11 protein-coding genes are annotated in these 15,657 nt (G+C 64.1%); 10 read left to right on the top strand and 1 reads right to left on the bottom strand.

Translation table 11 applies throughout. From position 1 onward, the window contains the following. The 6 genes from ACTHJ1_RS19040 to ACTHJ1_RS19015 all read left to right on the top strand — a co-directional run. Positions 1 to 1,432 (top strand): DNA polymerase (locus ACTHJ1_RS19040; RefSeq protein ID WP_440195991.1); only part of this gene is annotated, 1,432 nt, incomplete at its 5' end. Between the two features lie 173 nt (positions 1,433 to 1,605). Further along, the gene (locus ACTHJ1_RS19035; RefSeq protein WP_440195988.1) at positions 1,606 to 4,095 is read left to right on the top strand and encodes a PAS domain S-box protein; all 2,490 of its coding nucleotides are present in this window, start codon (positions 1,606 to 1,608) and stop codon (positions 4,093 to 4,095) included. Beyond that, positions 4,092 to 4,457, top strand: coding sequence for a response regulator (locus tag ACTHJ1_RS19030; protein WP_440195985.1), 366 nt, complete (start codon positions 4,092 to 4,094; stop codon positions 4,455 to 4,457). Before ACTHJ1_RS19035 ends, ACTHJ1_RS19030 begins: the two co-directional genes overlap by 4 nt. A 27-nt stretch (positions 4,458 to 4,484) precedes the next feature. After that, positions 4,485 to 8,024 carry an EAL domain-containing protein gene (locus tag ACTHJ1_RS19025; protein ID WP_440195982.1) on the top strand — a complete coding sequence of 1,180 codons (3,540 nt, stop codon included), beginning with the start codon at positions 4,485 to 4,487 and terminating at the stop codon, positions 8,022 to 8,024. 99 nt (positions 8,025 to 8,123) lie between these two features. Further along, on the top strand, positions 8,124 to 8,915 hold the full coding sequence (locus ACTHJ1_RS19020; RefSeq protein WP_440195979.1) for a dienelactone hydrolase family protein: 792 nt from the start codon (positions 8,124 to 8,126) through the stop codon (positions 8,913 to 8,915). 28 nt (positions 8,916 to 8,943) lie between these two features. Continuing rightward, positions 8,944 to 10,335 carry an L-serine ammonia-lyase gene (locus ACTHJ1_RS19015; protein ID WP_440195976.1) on the top strand — a complete coding sequence of 464 codons (1,392 nt, stop codon included), beginning with the start codon at positions 8,944 to 8,946 and terminating at the stop codon, positions 10,333 to 10,335. Positions 10,336 to 10,372: 37 nt separating this feature from the next. Here the strand turns inward: ACTHJ1_RS19015 and ACTHJ1_RS19010 are convergent, their stop codons facing one another. Continuing rightward, positions 10,373 to 11,107 carry an IclR family transcriptional regulator gene (locus ACTHJ1_RS19010; protein ID WP_440195973.1) on the bottom strand — a complete coding sequence of 245 codons (735 nt, stop codon included), beginning with the start codon at positions 11,105 to 11,107 and terminating at the stop codon, positions 10,373 to 10,375. 169 nt (positions 11,108 to 11,276) lie between these two features. Here ACTHJ1_RS19010 and ACTHJ1_RS19005 point away from each other — a divergent pair, with 169 nt between their 5' ends. The 4 genes from ACTHJ1_RS19005 to ACTHJ1_RS18990 all read left to right on the top strand — a co-directional run bounded on the left by ACTHJ1_RS19005 (position 11,277) and on the right by ACTHJ1_RS18990 (position 15,420). Further along, positions 11,277 to 12,266 carry a Bug family tripartite tricarboxylate transporter substrate binding protein gene (locus ACTHJ1_RS19005; protein WP_440195970.1) on the top strand — a complete coding sequence of 330 codons (990 nt, stop codon included), beginning with the start codon at positions 11,277 to 11,279 and terminating at the stop codon, positions 12,264 to 12,266. A gap of 45 nt (positions 12,267 to 12,311) precedes the next feature. Next, positions 12,312 to 13,511 carry a CaiB/BaiF CoA transferase family protein gene (locus ACTHJ1_RS19000; RefSeq protein ID WP_440195967.1) on the top strand — a complete coding sequence of 400 codons (1,200 nt, stop codon included), beginning with the start codon at positions 12,312 to 12,314 and terminating at the stop codon, positions 13,509 to 13,511. A gap of 67 nt (positions 13,512 to 13,578) precedes the next feature. Further along, on the top strand, positions 13,579 to 14,427 hold the full coding sequence (locus ACTHJ1_RS18995) for a citryl-CoA lyase (RefSeq protein ID WP_440195965.1): 849 nt from the start codon (positions 13,579 to 13,581) through the stop codon (positions 14,425 to 14,427). A gap of 30 nt (positions 14,428 to 14,457) precedes the next feature. Beyond that, the gene (locus ACTHJ1_RS18990; protein WP_440195962.1) at positions 14,458 to 15,420 is read left to right on the top strand and encodes a LysR substrate-binding domain-containing protein; all 963 of its coding nucleotides are present in this window, start codon (positions 14,458 to 14,460) and stop codon (positions 15,418 to 15,420) included. The last annotated feature ends 237 nt before the right edge of the window (positions 15,421 to 15,657 follow it).

Genomic DNA, 15,657 nt, shown 5'->3' with positions numbered 1-15,657 from the left:
ACTGGAATCGCACCGCGGCGTGGGCCTGTCCGACCTGGCCCAGCGCTACCTGGGCCGCAGCGGCGTGACCTACGAAGCGCTCTGCGGCAAGGGTGCCAAGCAGATCGGCTTCGACGAGGTGGCGGTGGACAAGGCCGGCTTCTATTCTGCCGAGGATTCCGATTTCACCTTGCAGCTGCATCGGCTGCTGCGTCCGCGCGTGGCGGCCGACGCGGGGCTCGAGCGCATCTACAAGCTGGAAATGGAGGTCTCGCGCGTGCTGACCGTGATCGAACGCAACGGCGTAAAGATCGATGCCGAGGAGCTCGGCCGCCAGAGCCATCAACTGGGCCAGGAAATGCAGGTGCTGGAAGAGCGCGCCTATGCGCTGGCCGGCCAGCCGTTCAATCTGAATTCGCCCAAGCAGCTGGGCGAGATCCTGTTCGAGCGCATGGGCTTGCCCGTGGTGCGCAAGACCCCCAGCGGCGCGCCCTCCACCGACGAAGAAGTGCTGACCAAGCTGGCGCAGGACTACCCGCTGCCGCAGGCGCTGCTGGACTATCGCGGCCTGTCCAAGCTCAAGTCCACGTATACCGACAAGCTGCCGCGCATGATTCTGCCGGCTACCGGGCGGGTGCATACGCATTATGCGCAGGCCGCGGTGATCACGGGGCGGCTGGCCTCGACCGATCCCAACCTGCAGAACATTCCCGTGCGCACCGCGGCGGGCCGGCGCGTGCGCGAGGCCTTCATCGCCGAGCGCGGCATGCTGCTTTCGGCCGATTATTCGCAGATCGAGCTGCGCATCATGGCGCACGTATCCGACGACGCCAATCTGCAGAGCGCCTTCGCGGCAGGCGAGGACATTCACCGCGCTACCGCCTCGGAGGTGTTCGGCACGGCGCTGGCCGAGGTCACGAGCGAGCAGCGCCGTGCCGCCAAGGCGATCAATTTCGGCCTGATCTACGGTATGGGCGTGTTCGGCCTGGCATCCAGCCTGGGCATCACGCGCGACGCGGCCCAGGCTTATATCGACCGCTATTTCGCGCGCTATCCCAATGTTGCGCGCTATATGGAACAGACCCGCCGATTGGCGCACGAGCAGGGTTATGTCGAGACGGTGTTCGGCCGGCGCCTGCAATTGCCCGACATCCGCGCGTCGGGGCCGCGGCGCCAGGGCGCCGAACGCGCCGCGATCAATGCGCCCATGCAAGGCACCGCGGCCGACCTTATCAAGATGGCGATGGTGGCGGTGCAGAACTGGCTGGACTCCGAGAACCTGCGGTCGCGCATGATCATGCAGGTGCACGACGAGCTGGTACTGGAGGCGCCCGAGGACGAAGTCGAACTCGTGCGGACGCAGTTGCCGCGTTTGATGTGCGGGGTGGCCGAGCTGCGCGTGCCGTTGATCGCCGAAGTCGGGGTCGGCAAGAACTGGGAACAGGCGCATTGACTGGAAGGGAAAAAGACTCCTATTCTTCGGTGACTCATGATGCAGTGGCAGGCGATAAGTTCCAGATAGCAAACTCCGCCGGTAGCGCGGCCTGAAAGCAGTACTCAATTTGCACTTTGCTGACGATGATGGACAGCCGAGGGAATGACGAGCTTGAACAGGCAGCCGGTAGATTGGCGGCTATTGCCGAGTTGTCGGAATATGCCATCGTCAGCAAAGACCTGAACGGCTTGGTGACCGGCTGGAATGCCGGGGCGGAAAGGATCTTCGGCCTGCGTGCCGAGGAGATGATCGGCAGGTCCGTCACGCGAATCGTTCCGGCCGACAGGCAGCAGGAATCGGACGCCGTCTTCGACAGAGTCCGGCGCGGCGAGATCGTCGATCATTTCGAAACGACGGCGCTCACGAGCAGCGCAAGCCTGATCGACGTCTGCGTCTCGCTCTCCCCGATACGCGATCGTCAAGGCGCGATCGTCGGGGTTTCCGAGATCATCCGCGGCATCACGACGCTCAAGGCGCGCGAGCGAGAAGTGCTCAGGATGTACCGCTTGTACGGCGCACTGAGCCAGATCAGCCAGATCACCGTCAAGGCGCAGTCGCGGCAAGAGCTTTTGCGCAGCGCATGCCGCGTCCTGGTCGAACAGGGCGCGATCGGCATGGCATGGATCGGATGGCGCGACCCCGGCACCGAACGGCTGGTTCCGGCGGCGTCCTGGGGCGACGATGCCGGCTACCTGGAACGCATCCGGGTCTATGCCGACGAGCGGCCGGAAGGCCTCGGCGCATCCGGGCGGGCCTTTCGCAGCGGGCAGCCCTACATCTGCAATCGCCTGCTCTCGGATCCGGTCATGTCGATCTGGCGGGCCGAATTGCAGCAGCGCGGATACCGCGCCATGGCTGTATTTCCGATACGCGAGGAAGGTCGTATCGCCGGCACCTTGACGGTGTACGCAGACCGCGAAGATTTTTTTCAGGCCAAAGAAGTGGCGCTGCTGGAGGAGGCTGCCGGCAATGTGTCGTTCGCACTCGACAACTTTCTGCGCGAAGAAGAACGGCGCTGCGCCCAGGCGCTCGCCGAAAGCGAGCGCCAGTTCTCGAAGACCATGATCGACAGCATGCCCGGCATTCTGTACTTCTATAACGATCAGGGACAGTTTCTGCGCTGGAATCGCAATTTCGAAACGGTCTCGGGCTATTCGGCCGCCGAAATCGCGCGCATGCATCCCCGCGATTTTTTTGTGCCGCAAGACTGGCCCAATCTGGAGGAGCGGGTCGGGGAGGTCTTTCGACTTGGCGAATCCACGCTCGAAGCGCCGTTCCGAAGCAAAGACGGCTCCACGCATCCCTATTTCTTTACCGGCCGGCGCATCGACTATGTCGACATGACCTGCCTGGTGGGCATGGGCATCGATATCAGCGAACGCCTCAAGGCCGAGCAGGACATGCTGGCGAGCCAGGAGCGGCTCAATGTGGTGGTTGAAAATCTTCGGGAAGGCCTGGTGATCGCCGACCCCGAGCTCAGCTACCTGCACTGGAACCCCGAATCGCTGCGTCTGCTCGGGTTTGCCGACCTGGACGAAGGCCGGCGCCGGCAACGCGAGTTCAGCGAGATTTTCGAGATTTTCGAATTGGACGGAACGCGCCTCGCTCAAGACCGCTGGCCTTTGGCGCGGGTTCGAGCGGGCGAGGCCTTGAACGATTATCGCGCTCGCGTACGGCGCAAAGATACCGGCTGGGAACGGATATTCAGCTACTGCGGCTCGCAGGTGACCTACGCGGGCAACAGGCAACTCGCATTTGTGACGCTTCAGGACATCACCGACCGCATCAATGCCGAGACGGCGCTGCGCGACTCGCGCGACGAGCTGGAACGGCAGGTCAAGGCCAGGACGGCGGCGCTGCAGGCGGCCCTGGAACGCGCCGAGGCCGCCGACAACCTGAAATCGGCATTTCTCGCGACCATGTCGCACGAGCTGCGCACGCCGCTCAACTCCATCATCGGATTCACCGGAATTTTGCTGCAGAACCTGGCGGGCCCGCTGAATCCGGAGCAGACCAAGCAGCTGGGCATGGTGCAGGGCAGTGCGCGCCATCTGCTGGAGCTGATCAACGATGTGCTCGACATCTCCAAGATCGAAGCCGGGCAGGTCGTGCTCAGCCGGGAAATGTTCTGCGTGCCGGTTTGCCTGGACCGCGTCGTTGCGTCCGTGCGGCCGATGATCATGAAAAAAGGCCTCGCCTTCGATCTTGTCATTGCGCCCGAACTGGATCAGATGTACGGCGATCGCCGCAAGTTCGAGCAGATCGTTCTGAATCTGATCAGCAACGCCATCAAATTCACCGATCAAGGCCGCATCGCGGTCACCGCCGAAAGGCTCGACGCCTATGAGTCGGACGGCGCGATGCAATCCGCCGCAGCGATACGCATCACGGTCGCCGATACCGGCATCGGTATCCGCTCCGAGGACATAGGCAAGCTGTTCGAACCTTTCCGGCAGCTCGATTCGAGCCTGACTCGCAAATACGAGGGGACGGGACTCGGTCTCGTGATTTGCCGCCGCCTGGCGCACATGCTGGGGGGCGAGATCGTCGCGCGCAGCGAATACGGCAAAGGCAGCCGATTCATCGTCACGCTTCCGCTGGAGTCTGAAAACAAGCCATGAGCTCGAACATTCTCTTGATCGAAGACAACGAGCAGAACCGCTATCTCGCGACTTTTCTGCTGGAGCAGCGCGGATACCGCATCGATTCGGCATGCGACGGCCCGGCGGGAATCTCAATGGCGCGAACCAAGGCGCCGGACCTGATATTGCTTGACATCCAGTTGCCGCTCATGAATGGTTACGATGTGGCGCGCGAACTGCGGGCGCTGCCGTCGCTGAGAAAAACCCCCATCATTGCGGTGACTTCCTACGCCATGGCCGGCGATCGCGAGCGCTGCCTTGCCGCCGGCTGCGACGGCTACATCGAAAAGCCGATCAATCCCGAGACGTTTGTCACTGAAATTGAACGATTTCTGAGCTGACCTTCACTTACCACAAGGCGTACCGTCATGCGTGTGCTCGTTGTCGAGGACAAGGAGGAAAATACCTACTATCTACGTGCACTCCTGCAGGGGCATGGTTACCAGGTAGAGTCGGCGCAGCACGGTGCGCAAGCGCTGGTGATGGCGCGCCAGTGCCCGCCCGACGTGGTGATTTCCGACCTGCTGATGCCGGTCATGGACGGCTACACGCTGCTGCGCTACTGGAAGGCGGACGAGCGCCTCAGACAGATCCCGTTCATTGTCTACACGGCGACCTACACCGAATACGAAGATGAGCGCCTGGCCTTCGATCTCGGGGCGGACGGCTTCATACTGAAACCGTGCGAGCCCGACCTGTTTCTGGAAAAGCTGCGCGCGGTGCAGGCGCGCAGCGCGGTCGCGAAGCCGTCTGCAGCCTCGGGGGCCGGCCTGCTGGAGCCCACCACGTTCCAGCACTACAGCCAGACCCTGATCAGAAAGCTCGAGGAAAAAACCCTGCAGCTCGAGGAAACGAACCGCGCGCTGGAAAGGGAGTTGACCGAGCGCGGTGCGATCGAAAAGGAAGTCCGGCTAAAAAACACGATTCTGCAGACAGAGCAGGAAACCGCGCTCGATGCCATTCTGGTCGTGGGGGAAAACAACGAGATTCTTACCTACAACAGAAAATTCCTCGAGCTCTGGAATATTCCCGAATCCATCCTTAGCCGCAATCACGACGAACCCGCCTTGGCCTACGCCGCCCGTCAAACGGCGGATCCCGCTGCGTTCGTTGCCCAGGTGCGGCATCTGTACGAGCATCGCGACGCCGTTTGCAACGACGAAGTCGAACTGAACGACGGTAGGATCCTCGAGCGCTATTCCGCGCCGGTGGCGGGAGACGACGGCGCCTATTACGGGCGCATATGGTACTTTCGCGACGTCACCGAGGCCAGGCGTATCCAGCAGTCGCTGCGCGACAGCGCGCAGGAACAGCGGCAATTGGTCGATATGCTCGAGATCGAGCGGTCTCGGCTCACGTCGGCTCAGGAGGTGGCGAAGATCGGAAGCTGGGAGACCGATCTGACGACGCTGAAGGTCATCTGGTCGGCGCAGACCTATCGGATTTTTGAAATCGATCCGGCGAATTTTCAGCCTACGCATGCCGGGTTTCTGGAGCGAGTGCATCCCGAAGACCGTGCCAACGTGGACGGCACGTTCAATGCGTCGATCGGCGTCGGGACGCCCTGCGCGATCGAGCACCGGATCGTGCTCCCGGACGGGCGGATCAAATATGTGGAAGAGCGCTGGCAGACCGTGTTCGACGAGGCCGGCCATCCGCTCAGGGCGCTGGGCACCTGCCAGGATATTACCGAGCGCAAGCTTTCGGACGCCGCGCTCAAGGCCAGCGAAATCCGATATCACTCGCTGATCGAGACCATGCTCGAGGGGTACGCCTATTGCAAGGTGACCTGGCAGGAAGAGGGAATTTCCGATTTCACCTATGTCGAAGTCAACAAGGCGTTTTATGCGCTGACCGGGTTGAGCGACGCCGTCGGAAAAAAAGTCTCCGAGGTCATTCCCGATCTCATCCGCATTCGCCCCGAAGTGTTCGAGACTTGTGGGCGCGTGATCAGAAGCGGCAAGCCGGAAAAATTTGAAATTGATCTGCCGGCGCCTATAGGCTGGCTCGATGTCACGGTCTACAGCACCGATGCCGAGCATTTCACGGCGGTATTTGAAAACATCACGCAGCGCAAGGAAAGCGAGGCGAGAATCCGGTATCTGAATCGCGTGTACGCCATGCTCAGCGAGATCAACGCGCTCATCGTGCGCGCCGGCGAGCAAACCGAGCTGTTTCGCGAGACATGCCGCATCGCCGCCGAAACCGGCGGCTTTCGCATGGCCATGATCGCAGTAATGGACAGGGCGACGGGCCGGCTGTGTCCGGTGGCGTCCGTCGGCCAGGACGATGAACTGTCGGCCAGGATCGAAGGCGTTCTGGCAGCACCCGAGCGTGCGCGCGCCACGATGTTCATGCAGGCGATAGCCGAGAGGCGCGCCATCATCGCAAACGATTCGCTGCACGATCCCAACATCATCTTCAGCGTCGATTACGCCGATGCCGGCGTCAGATCCATCGCGGTGCTGCCCTTGATCGTCGACAACGCGGCTATCGGCCTGATCGCCCTGTATGCCGGAGAGGCCGAGTTCTTCCACCAGGAAGAAATGCGTCTGTTGACGGACCTGGCCCGCGACATTTCCTTTGCGATCGATCACATCGAAAAGCAGGAACGCCTGACCTATCTGGCTTATTACGACGAACTGACCAACCTGGCCAACCGCAATCTTTTCATGGACCGCGTCGGACAGGCGATCCGGACCGCCCGGCGCAGAAACGGACGCGTCGCGGTGCTGCTGATGGATCTGGACCGGTTCAAAAACATCAACGACAGCCTGGGCCGCTCTTCCGGGGACGTGCTGCTGCGGAAAATCGCGCAATGGCTCACCTTGCGGGTCAAGGATGAAAAGCTGCTGGCACGCGTGGGGGCCGACCGTTTTGCCGTGGTGATACCGGAGGTCAGGCAGGACGGAAATCTGACCAAGCTGTTCAACACGATGGCCGATGCGTTATCGGTGCAGCAGTTCGAGCTGAACAACGTCAATTTGCGGATTTCCTCCAAAGCCGGGGTGGCGATTTTTCCGGATGACGGCGATGACGCCGAAATGCTGTTCCGCAATGCCGAGGCTGCGCTCAAGCGGGCCAAGGAATCCGGCGCCCGCTACCTGTTCCATACCCGTGCCATGACAGAGTCGGTGGCGCACAAGCTGGAAATGGAAAACCGCCTGCGCTATGCCATCGACCATGGCGAGTTTGTGTTGCACTACCAGCCCAAGGTCGATCTGGAGAGCGGCCGGGTGGTCGGTGCGGAGGCGCTGATACGCTGGAACGATCCGCAATCCGGTCTGGTGGCTCCCGGCCGGTTCATCCCCTTGCTGGAAGAGACCGGTCTGATCTATGAGGTCGGACGCTGGGCGCTGGGTCAGGCCACTGCCGATTTTCTGCGCTGGCGAGCGAGGGGGCTACAGGCCGTTCGCGTCGCCGTGAATGTTTCGCCGCTGCAATTGCGGGATCAGGCTTTCGCAGACGTTGTCCGGCACATTCTGTCCGTGGATCCGGATGCTGCGCGCGGTCTGGAGCTGGAGCTCACCGAAAGCATGATCATGGCCGATCTGAATCAGAGCATCGCCAGCCTCGAGGCGATCCGCGGCCTCGGCGTGAAGGTGGCCATCGACGATTTCGGCACCGGTTTTTCGTCGCTCGGATACCTCGCGAAATTGCCGGTCGACACGCTCAAGATCGACCGGTCGTTCATCGTCGGGATGACCGACAGTTCCGAGGGCCTGGCGCTGGTTTCCACCATCATCAGCCTTGCGCACGGGCTGAGCCTCACGGTGGTGGCCGAAGGCGTCGAAACTCAGGAACAACACCGGCTGCTCAAGCTGCTCAAGTGCGACGAAATGCAGGGCTTTCTGTTCAGCAAGCCGCTGCCCGTGGACGAGTTCGAGGCGAACTTCCTGCGCAAGTGATGCGGCAGTGCGGGCGGGCGAGCGCCCATGCGCGCTCATAAATAATTCAGTCAACCGTCGTATCATGGGCGCAGAAAATCTGACCTCAGGAGTTTTCCAATGAGCAATGCCCCCGCCGCCGGCCCCGTCGCAGCCACCACCATTCATACCGATGCCCAGGGTCTGGCCCACGGCGAATTCCGCCTGCCCGTCCAGGGCGGCACGATAGCCGCCTACTACGCCGCGCCCCAGGGCGGGAAAGATCTGCCCGTGGTGCTCGTGGTGCAGGAAATCTTCGGCATCCACGAACACATCAGGGACATCTGCCGCCGCGTGGCCAAGGCCGGCTACCTGGCCGTGGCCGCCAACCTGTACGAGCGGCAGGGCGATGCGTCGACCTACACCGATATCCCCAAACTGATTTCCGAGCTGGTCGGCAAAGTCAGCGACGAACAGGTGCTGGCCGATCTGGACGCGAGCCTGGCCTGGGCCGGCCAGAACGGCGGCGATACCCGGCGCGTCGGCGTGACCGGCTTTTGCTGGGGCGGCCGTCTGACCTGGATGTACGCCGCGCACAATCCCGCAGTCAAGGCCGCGGTGGCGTGGTACGGCAAGCTGACGACCGGTCATGGTCCTCTCATCAAGACCATGGCGGTGGACATCGCCGACAAGATTCATGGTCCGGTGCTGGGCTTGTATGCCGAAAAAGACGACAGCATTCCGCTGGATACGGTCGAAGAAATGAAGCGTCGCCTGGCCGCGTCGGGCAACGCAGCATCCAAGGCGAGCGAGATCGTGGTGTATCCCGGCGTGGGGCACGGGTTCCTGGCCGACTATCGCGCCATGTACGACAAGCCGGCTGCCGAAGACGGCTGGAAGCGCATGCTGGCCTGGTTCGGCAAGCACCTGTAATTCTAAAAAAACGATAGACGAGGGCGCTGTGGCCGTTTCGGTATTCGATCTGTTCAAGATAGGCATAGGTCCGTCCAGCTCCCACACGGTGGGGCCCATGCGGGCGGCGCTGCTGTTCGCCCAGGGCCTGGAGCGTGACGGCCTGCTGGCGCGCACGGCGCAGGTGCGCGTCGAACTCTACGGTTCGCTGGGCGCCACCGGCAAGGGGCACGGCACCGACAAGGGCGTGATTCTCGGCCTGCTGGGCCAGGCGCCCGATACCGTCGATCCCACGCGCATCGCCGAGATGCTGCAACAGGTGCGAGCCCGGCGTTCCTTGTTGCTGCTGGGCTCGCATGCCGTGACTTTCGTCGAGAAAGAGCACGTGCTCTTTTACCGGCGCGAGGCCATGGCCGAGCATCCCAACGGCATGAAGTTCCATGCCTTCGACGCAGACGGGCAGTCGCTGCGCGAGGCGCGCTATCTGTCGGTAGGCGGGGGCTTCGTGGTCACGCCCGGCGCGTCCAACAGCCAAGTCATCGCCGCGCACGATCAACTGCCGTTCCCGTTTCGCACCTCTGCCGATCTGATGCGCATGTGCCGCGAAAGCGGCCTGAGCGTGGCCGAACTGATGCTGCGCAACGAAGAGACTTGGCGTACGCGCGAAGAGATCGACGCGGGTCTGGACCGCATCTGGGGGGTCATGCAGGAATGCGTGCGCCGCGGCTGCGGCATCGGCCAGGCCGACATGCCGACCGAACTGCCCGGGCCGCTGAAGGTGCGCCGCCGCGCGCCCGAGCTGTATCGCTGCCTGACGCACCAGGCCGAGCGCTCCTTGTCCGATCCCCTGTCGGTCATGGATTGGGTCAATCTCTATGCCATGGCCGTCAACGAAGAGAATGCCGCCGGCGGGCGCGTGGTGACGGCGCCGACCAACGGCGCGGCCGGCATCATCCCGGCGGTGATGCATTACTACGACCGTTTCGTGCCCGGCGCCAACGCGGCCGGCGCGCGCGAGTTCCTGCTGACGGCGGCGGCCATCGGGCTTCTGTACAAGTACAACGCCTCGCTCTCCGGCGCCGAGGTGGGCTGCCAGGGCGAAGTGGGCGTCGCGTGCTCCATGGCCGCAGGCGCGCTGGCGGCGGTGCTGGGCGGCGGCATCGATCAGGTGGAGAACGCCGCCGAGATCGGCATGGAACACAACCTGGGCCTGACCTGCGATCCGGTGGGCGGCCTGGTGCAGATCCCGTGCATCGAGCGCAACGCCATGGCCTCGGTCAAGGCGGTGAACGCCGCGCGCATGGCGCTGCGCGGCGACGGGCATCACTATGTGTCGCTGGACTCCGTCATCAAGACCATGCGCGAAACCGGCGCCGACATGAAGACCAAGTACAAGGAAACGGCGCGCGGCGGCCTGGCGGTGAATATCGTCGAGTGCTGAACGCGGCGGGCCTGTCGAGGCCCCTGTGCGCGATTCGCTAGCCTGTCGCGGACTCCGGAAAGCGCCCGCCCAGCATCTCGGTGAGATGCCGCGCCTGCGCCAGCACGATAGGCTCGAAACCGCTCTCCAGGCGCTCGGCCGGCATGGTGAGCGTGAGCGCGCCCACAATGCCGCCGTCGGCGCCGAACACGGGCGAGGCCACCCCGGCCAGCTCCGGCAGGCGGTCTCCCACCAGGGTTACCACCCGCTCGCGGCGTATGCGCCGCGACAACGGATCGGCGGCATCGGGCCAGGCGCTGAGCACACGTCCGCCGGCGCCACGATCCATGGGCAGCAGGGCGCCGGCCTGCATGTGATCGCGCACCGGGCGCGGCGAATCCACGCGGTGCAGACACAGTCGCCGCTCTCCCTGGCGCACGTGAAAGGCCGCGCTTTCCTGCGTCTGCCGCACCAGCTCATGCAGCACCGGCATGACGACGGCTTCCATCGAAAAAGACAGCGAATACACGCGCTGCAATCGCTCGACGCCCGCGCCCAGCGCATAGCGGCCGTCGTCGCGGCGCTGTATCAAGTGAGCATGTTCCAGCGAAGCCAGCATGCGCAGCACGGTGCTCTTGTGCAGTTGCGTGTGCTGGGCGAGCTCGGCCAGCGTCAACAGCGGTCGCGCGGGGGAGTAGGCCTCGAGCAGCGACAGCGCGCGGTCGACGGCTGCGACGCCGCCCTGTGCGGCGTTGCGGTCGGCCAGGGAGGGCGTGGACGATTTGCGGGGCATGGACGCCGGAAAAGAGGGCGGGGGCAGTAGGAGATAGCTTGACATTCTACCTGCGGGTTTCATAAAGTAATATCATTAGATAGAAATAAGTTCTATCTAATGAAATAAAAACATGACCGAAGCCAGCATCTTTCCGCTTTGGCCCGGTCTTTGCCCCAGGAGACTTCCCATGAATCTGTCCGCTCGCATCCGCCTTGCCGCCCTGACGTGCGCGGCGCTCTTGCCCCTGTCCTTGCCCGTGTCCGCCGCGGCGGCCGAAGCCTATCCAGACAGCCCCATCCACTTCATTGTGCCCTTTCCCCCGGGCGGCGGAACCGACAATGTCTCGCGCGTGCTGGTCCACGGCATGGGCGAGGGCACGGGCTGGAGCCTGGTGGTCGAGAACCACCCGGGTGCGGGCGGCAATATCGGCATCTCGATGCTGGCCAAGAGCAAGCCCAATGGCCTGACCATTGGCATGGGCCAGACGTCCAATCTGGCCATCAACCCCACGCTGTATGCCCGTGTGCCCTACGATGCCGCGCGCGACTTCGCGCCGGTGGCGTTGGTGGCGGCGCAGCCCACGGTGCTGCTGGTGCGTGCCGAGTCGCCCTTCAAGACCCTGCATGACGTGATTGCCGCGGCCAAGGCCAAGCCGGGTTCGCTGAGCATCGCCAACTCGGGTCTGGGCACGGTCAGCCATCTTTCGGCCGTGCTGTTGGCCAAAGAAGCCGGCATCGAGCTGCTGACGGTGCCTTACTCCGGCGCTTCGCCCGCGGTCACGAATCTCATCGGCGGGCAGGTCGACCTGAGCATGTCGGCGCCTTCCACCGCGGCCTCGCTGGTCAAGGGCGGCAAGGTGCGCGCGCTGGCCGTGACCTCGTCGCAGCGCCTGGCCATCATGCCCGATGTGCCGACCGTGGCAGAATCGGGTTATCCGGGATTCGAGGCCGTGGACTGGAAGGCGGTGGTGGCTCCCGCCGGCACGCCGGCTGCGGTGATCGCCGCGCTCAACGCCGCGGTCAACCAGGCGCTCAAGCGGCAGGACGTGATCGACGCGCTCAAGGCCGACGGCAGCACCGTGATGGGCGGCTCGTCCGAACAGCTCGCGCGGTTCCTGGCCACGGAGCAGAAGCGTTGGGGCGAAACCGTGCGCGAGTCCGGCGCCCATATCGACTGAAGCACGGCGATTGAGTACCCGGCGTTTGAACGATCAGGAGTCTGCATGTCCAAGCCTTTGCAGCATGTGCGCGTGCTCGACCTCACCAATGTGCTGGCCGGCCCGTTCTGCTGTCACCAGCTCGCCCACATGGGCGCCGACGTCATCAAGGTCGAGACTCCCGGCACCGGCGATCTGGCGCGCCAGCTGGGCGCCGATGCGGGCTTGAACAAGGCCCTGATGGGCGTGTCCTTCCTGGCGCAAAACGCCGGCAAGCGCTCCATCACGGTCAACCTCAAGCATCCGCGCGGCAAGGAAGTGCTGCTGCGCCTGGTGGCGAGCGCCGACGTGCTGGTGGAGAATTTCCGGCCCGGCGTCATGGATCGTCTGGGACTGGGCTTCGAGGCGCTCAAACAACATCAGCCCAGGCTGGTGTATTGCGCCATCTCGGGCTTCGGCCAGGACGGGCCGCTGCGCGATCTGCCGGCCTACGACCAGATCATTCAGGGCATGTCGGGCGTGATGAGCGTCACCGGCGACACCGGTGGCGAGCCGCTGCGCGTGGGGTACCCCATCGCGGATACCGTCGGTGGCATGACGGCCGCCTTCGCCGTGGCCGCCGCGCTGGCCGAACCCAATCGCGACACGGCGCGCTTCATCGACGTGTCGATGCTGGAGGCCACCATGGCCACCATGGGGTGGGCGGTGTCGAACTATCTCATCGCCGGGCGCGAACCCAAGCCCATGGGCAACGAGAACGTCACCGCCAGCCCTTCTGGCACCTTTCGCACGGCCGATGGCTTGCTCAATATCGCAGCCAACAAGCAGGAGCAGTTCGAGGCGCTGTGCCGCGTGATCGGCCGCGCGGACTTGGCCGGCGACGCGCGCTTTGCCGAGCGCCAGGCCCGCCTCGCGCATCGCGCCGAACTTACCGTCGAGATCGAAGCGGCGCTGGCAGCGCGCGGTGCCGCGCACTGGTGGCCGCTCCTGACCGACGCGGGCGTGCCCAGCGGCCCGGTTTACTCGGTGCCGCAGGCGCTGGCGCATCCGCAGGTGGCGGGCCGCGGCATGATCGCGCAGTTCGACGCTGCGCCGGGCGTGGGCCGCGACATACGCGTGGTGCGGGCGGGCTACAAGCTCGACGGCGCCATGCCTGCCGTCGACGCGCCGCCGCCCACGCTGGGCCAGCACACCGAGGCGCTGCTGCGCGAGTTGGGCTACAGCGATAACGACATTCGCGCGCTGCGCGAGGAGCAAGCGTTATGAACACGCCGAGCCGCTTCAAGTGTGAATTCCCCCTCGGGGGGACGGCGCGTAGCGCCAAGGGGGCCCTATGAACACGAGTGCATCGAGCGACGTGGAAAACGCCAGCAGCGCCTGGTGGCGCACCGGCGTCATCGATATGAGTCCAGGCGTCATCCGCTATCGCGGCTACGCCATCCAGGATCTGATCGGCAACGTCGGCTTTGCGCAGATGATCTGGCTGATGCTGCGCGGCGACCTGCCCACGCCGGGGCAGGGGGCCTTGCTGGAGGCCGCGCTGATGTCGGCGGTGGATCACGGGCCGCAGGCGCCCAGTATCGCCATTGCCCGCATGGCGGCCACCTGCGGCGTGGGGCTGAACAACGCCATGGCCTCGGCCGTCAACGTGCTGGGCGACGTGCACGGCGGCGCCGGCGAACAGGCGGTGGCGCTCTATCACGATGCCGCCGCGCGCATGGACGCCGGCATGTCGTCGGAAGACGCCGTGCGCGCGGCTTTGCAGGAGTATGTCGAACTCAACGGCAAGTTCGTCTCGGGCTTCGGTCATCGCTTTCATCCGCGCGATCCGCGTTCGCCGCGCTTGCTGCAGCTGGTGGACGAGGCGGCTGCGCGCGGCGAGGTGTCCGGCCGCTATGCGCAGATCGCCCGGGCAGTCGAGGCCGAGCTGGCCGTGCAGAAGGGCCGGCCCATTCCCATGAACATCGACGGCGCCACCGCGGTGATCTATGCCGAGCTGGGTTTTCCCGCGCCGCTGGCGCGCGGCCTGTTCTGCCTGTCGCGTTCGGTGGGCATCCTGGCCCATGCCTGGGAGCAGACCCAGCAGGGCGGTCGCAACAAAGGGCCGATCCCGCGGCAATACCTGCCGCAGTATGACGGCGAGGCGCCGCGAGACCTGCCGGCGTGGGCGAAGAAGGCCTAGCCTGGATGCAGGCTGGGGCATACTGTGCCCATGCGTTCATTGCCCCACACGGCCCTCGCGCTCGCCCGCAAGCTCAAATTCCATCAGCTCCAGGTCTTCGACCGCGTGCTCGAAACGGGCTCGCTCGTGCGCGCCGCCAACGAGACGGGCCTGACCCAGCCCGCCGCGAGCAAGATCGTGCACGAGCTGGAGGCCACTTTCGGCGCGCCGCTATTTCTGCGCAGCAACCGCGGCATGCAGCCCACGGAATTCGGCGAGCTGCTCGGCCGCCGCGTCAAATCCATGATGGCCGAGCTGCGCTATCTGACCGACGAGGTCAACGCGTTCGGCTCGGGCGCGAGCGGCCACGTCATCGTCGGCACGCTGATCTCCGCCTCGGCCGAGCTGTTGCCGCGCACGATCGCGCGGCTGAAGGCGAGTGCGCCGGGCGTGCTCGTGTCCGTGCGCGAGGCCGCCATGACACAGCTTTTTCCGGCACTGGCCAGCGGCGATCTGGACATCGTGGTGGGCCGCCTGCCCGAACGTGCCTTGCCATTGGCCAACGCTTTCGCGTTGACGCATCAGGTGCTGTTCAGCGAATCGCTGTGCGTGGTCGGCGGCGCGAAGCACTGGGCGCGTGCGCCGCGTCACGTGCCGTTGGCGCGTTTGCGCGACGGGGCGTGGATATTGCCGGTGCCCGAATCGCCATCGCGCCTGGCTGCCGAACGGCTGTTCCATGAAGCAGGGCTGGCCCTGCCCGACGACGTGGTGGAGTCGCTTTCGGTGCGGACCAATATCGGCCTGATTCTCGATTCTCCGCGCGGGGGCTTGATGCCGCGCGCGGCGGCTGCCCGCTTTGTCGATTCGGGGTTGCTGCGCGTGCTGGCCGATACGGAGCCGGGCAGTTTTGGCGACGTGGGCTATTCGCTGCGCGCGGACAAGCGGCCCAGTCCGGCTTGCGAGCGGTTCATTGCCTGCTTGCGCGAGGTGTGCGATCGGGCTGCGGGCGTTTGATTGAATCACCGAGACGTTCGTTGCGTCCATGTGGTGTTCGATCGTCCTGAGATGCGGGTAGTGGGGGGGGGGGGGGGGGGGACGGACCCCCCCCCACCAAAAAAAAAAAAAAAAAAAAAAAAAAAAAAAAAAAAAAAAAAAAACACACAACAACCAAAAAAACACCAAAAACCCCAACAAAAAAAAAAAAAAAAAAAACTCACATAATTTTGCCCTTTTTTTTTACAAAACTCCACC

This window comes from Bordetella sp., assembly GCF_051960075.1.
Classification (GTDB): domain Bacteria; phylum Pseudomonadota; class Gammaproteobacteria; order Burkholderiales; family Burkholderiaceae_B; genus Bordetella.
The sequence above is the reverse complement of the archived record's forward strand: the minus strand, read 5'-3'. Positions and strand labels throughout refer to the sequence as shown.

Bases quoted from the DNA above. Each gene is read 5' to 3' on its own strand.
- ACTHJ1_RS19025 (WP_440195982.1), top strand. From the start codon at position 4,485: ATGCGTGTGCTCGTTGTCGAGGACAAGGAGGAAAATACCTACTATCTA.
- ACTHJ1_RS19000 (WP_440195967.1), top strand. From the start codon at position 12,312: ATGTCCAAGCCTTTGCAGCATGTGCGCGTGCTCGACCTCACCAATGTG.
- ACTHJ1_RS19030 (WP_440195985.1), top strand. From the start codon at position 4,092: ATGAGCTCGAACATTCTCTTGATCGAAGACAACGAGCAGAACCGCTAT.
- ACTHJ1_RS18990 (WP_440195962.1), top strand. From the start codon at position 14,458: ATGCGTTCATTGCCCCACACGGCCCTCGCGCTCGCCCGCAAGCTCAAA.
- ACTHJ1_RS19010 (WP_440195973.1), bottom strand. From the start codon at position 11,107: ATGCCCCGCAAATCGTCCACGCCCTCCCTGGCCGACCGCAACGCCGCA.
- ACTHJ1_RS19005 (WP_440195970.1), top strand. From the start codon at position 11,277: ATGAATCTGTCCGCTCGCATCCGCCTTGCCGCCCTGACGTGCGCGGCG.
- ACTHJ1_RS19020 (WP_440195979.1), top strand. From the start codon at position 8,124: ATGAGCAATGCCCCCGCCGCCGGCCCCGTCGCAGCCACCACCATTCAT.
- ACTHJ1_RS18995 (WP_440195965.1), top strand. From the start codon at position 13,579: ATGAACACGAGTGCATCGAGCGACGTGGAAAACGCCAGCAGCGCCTGG.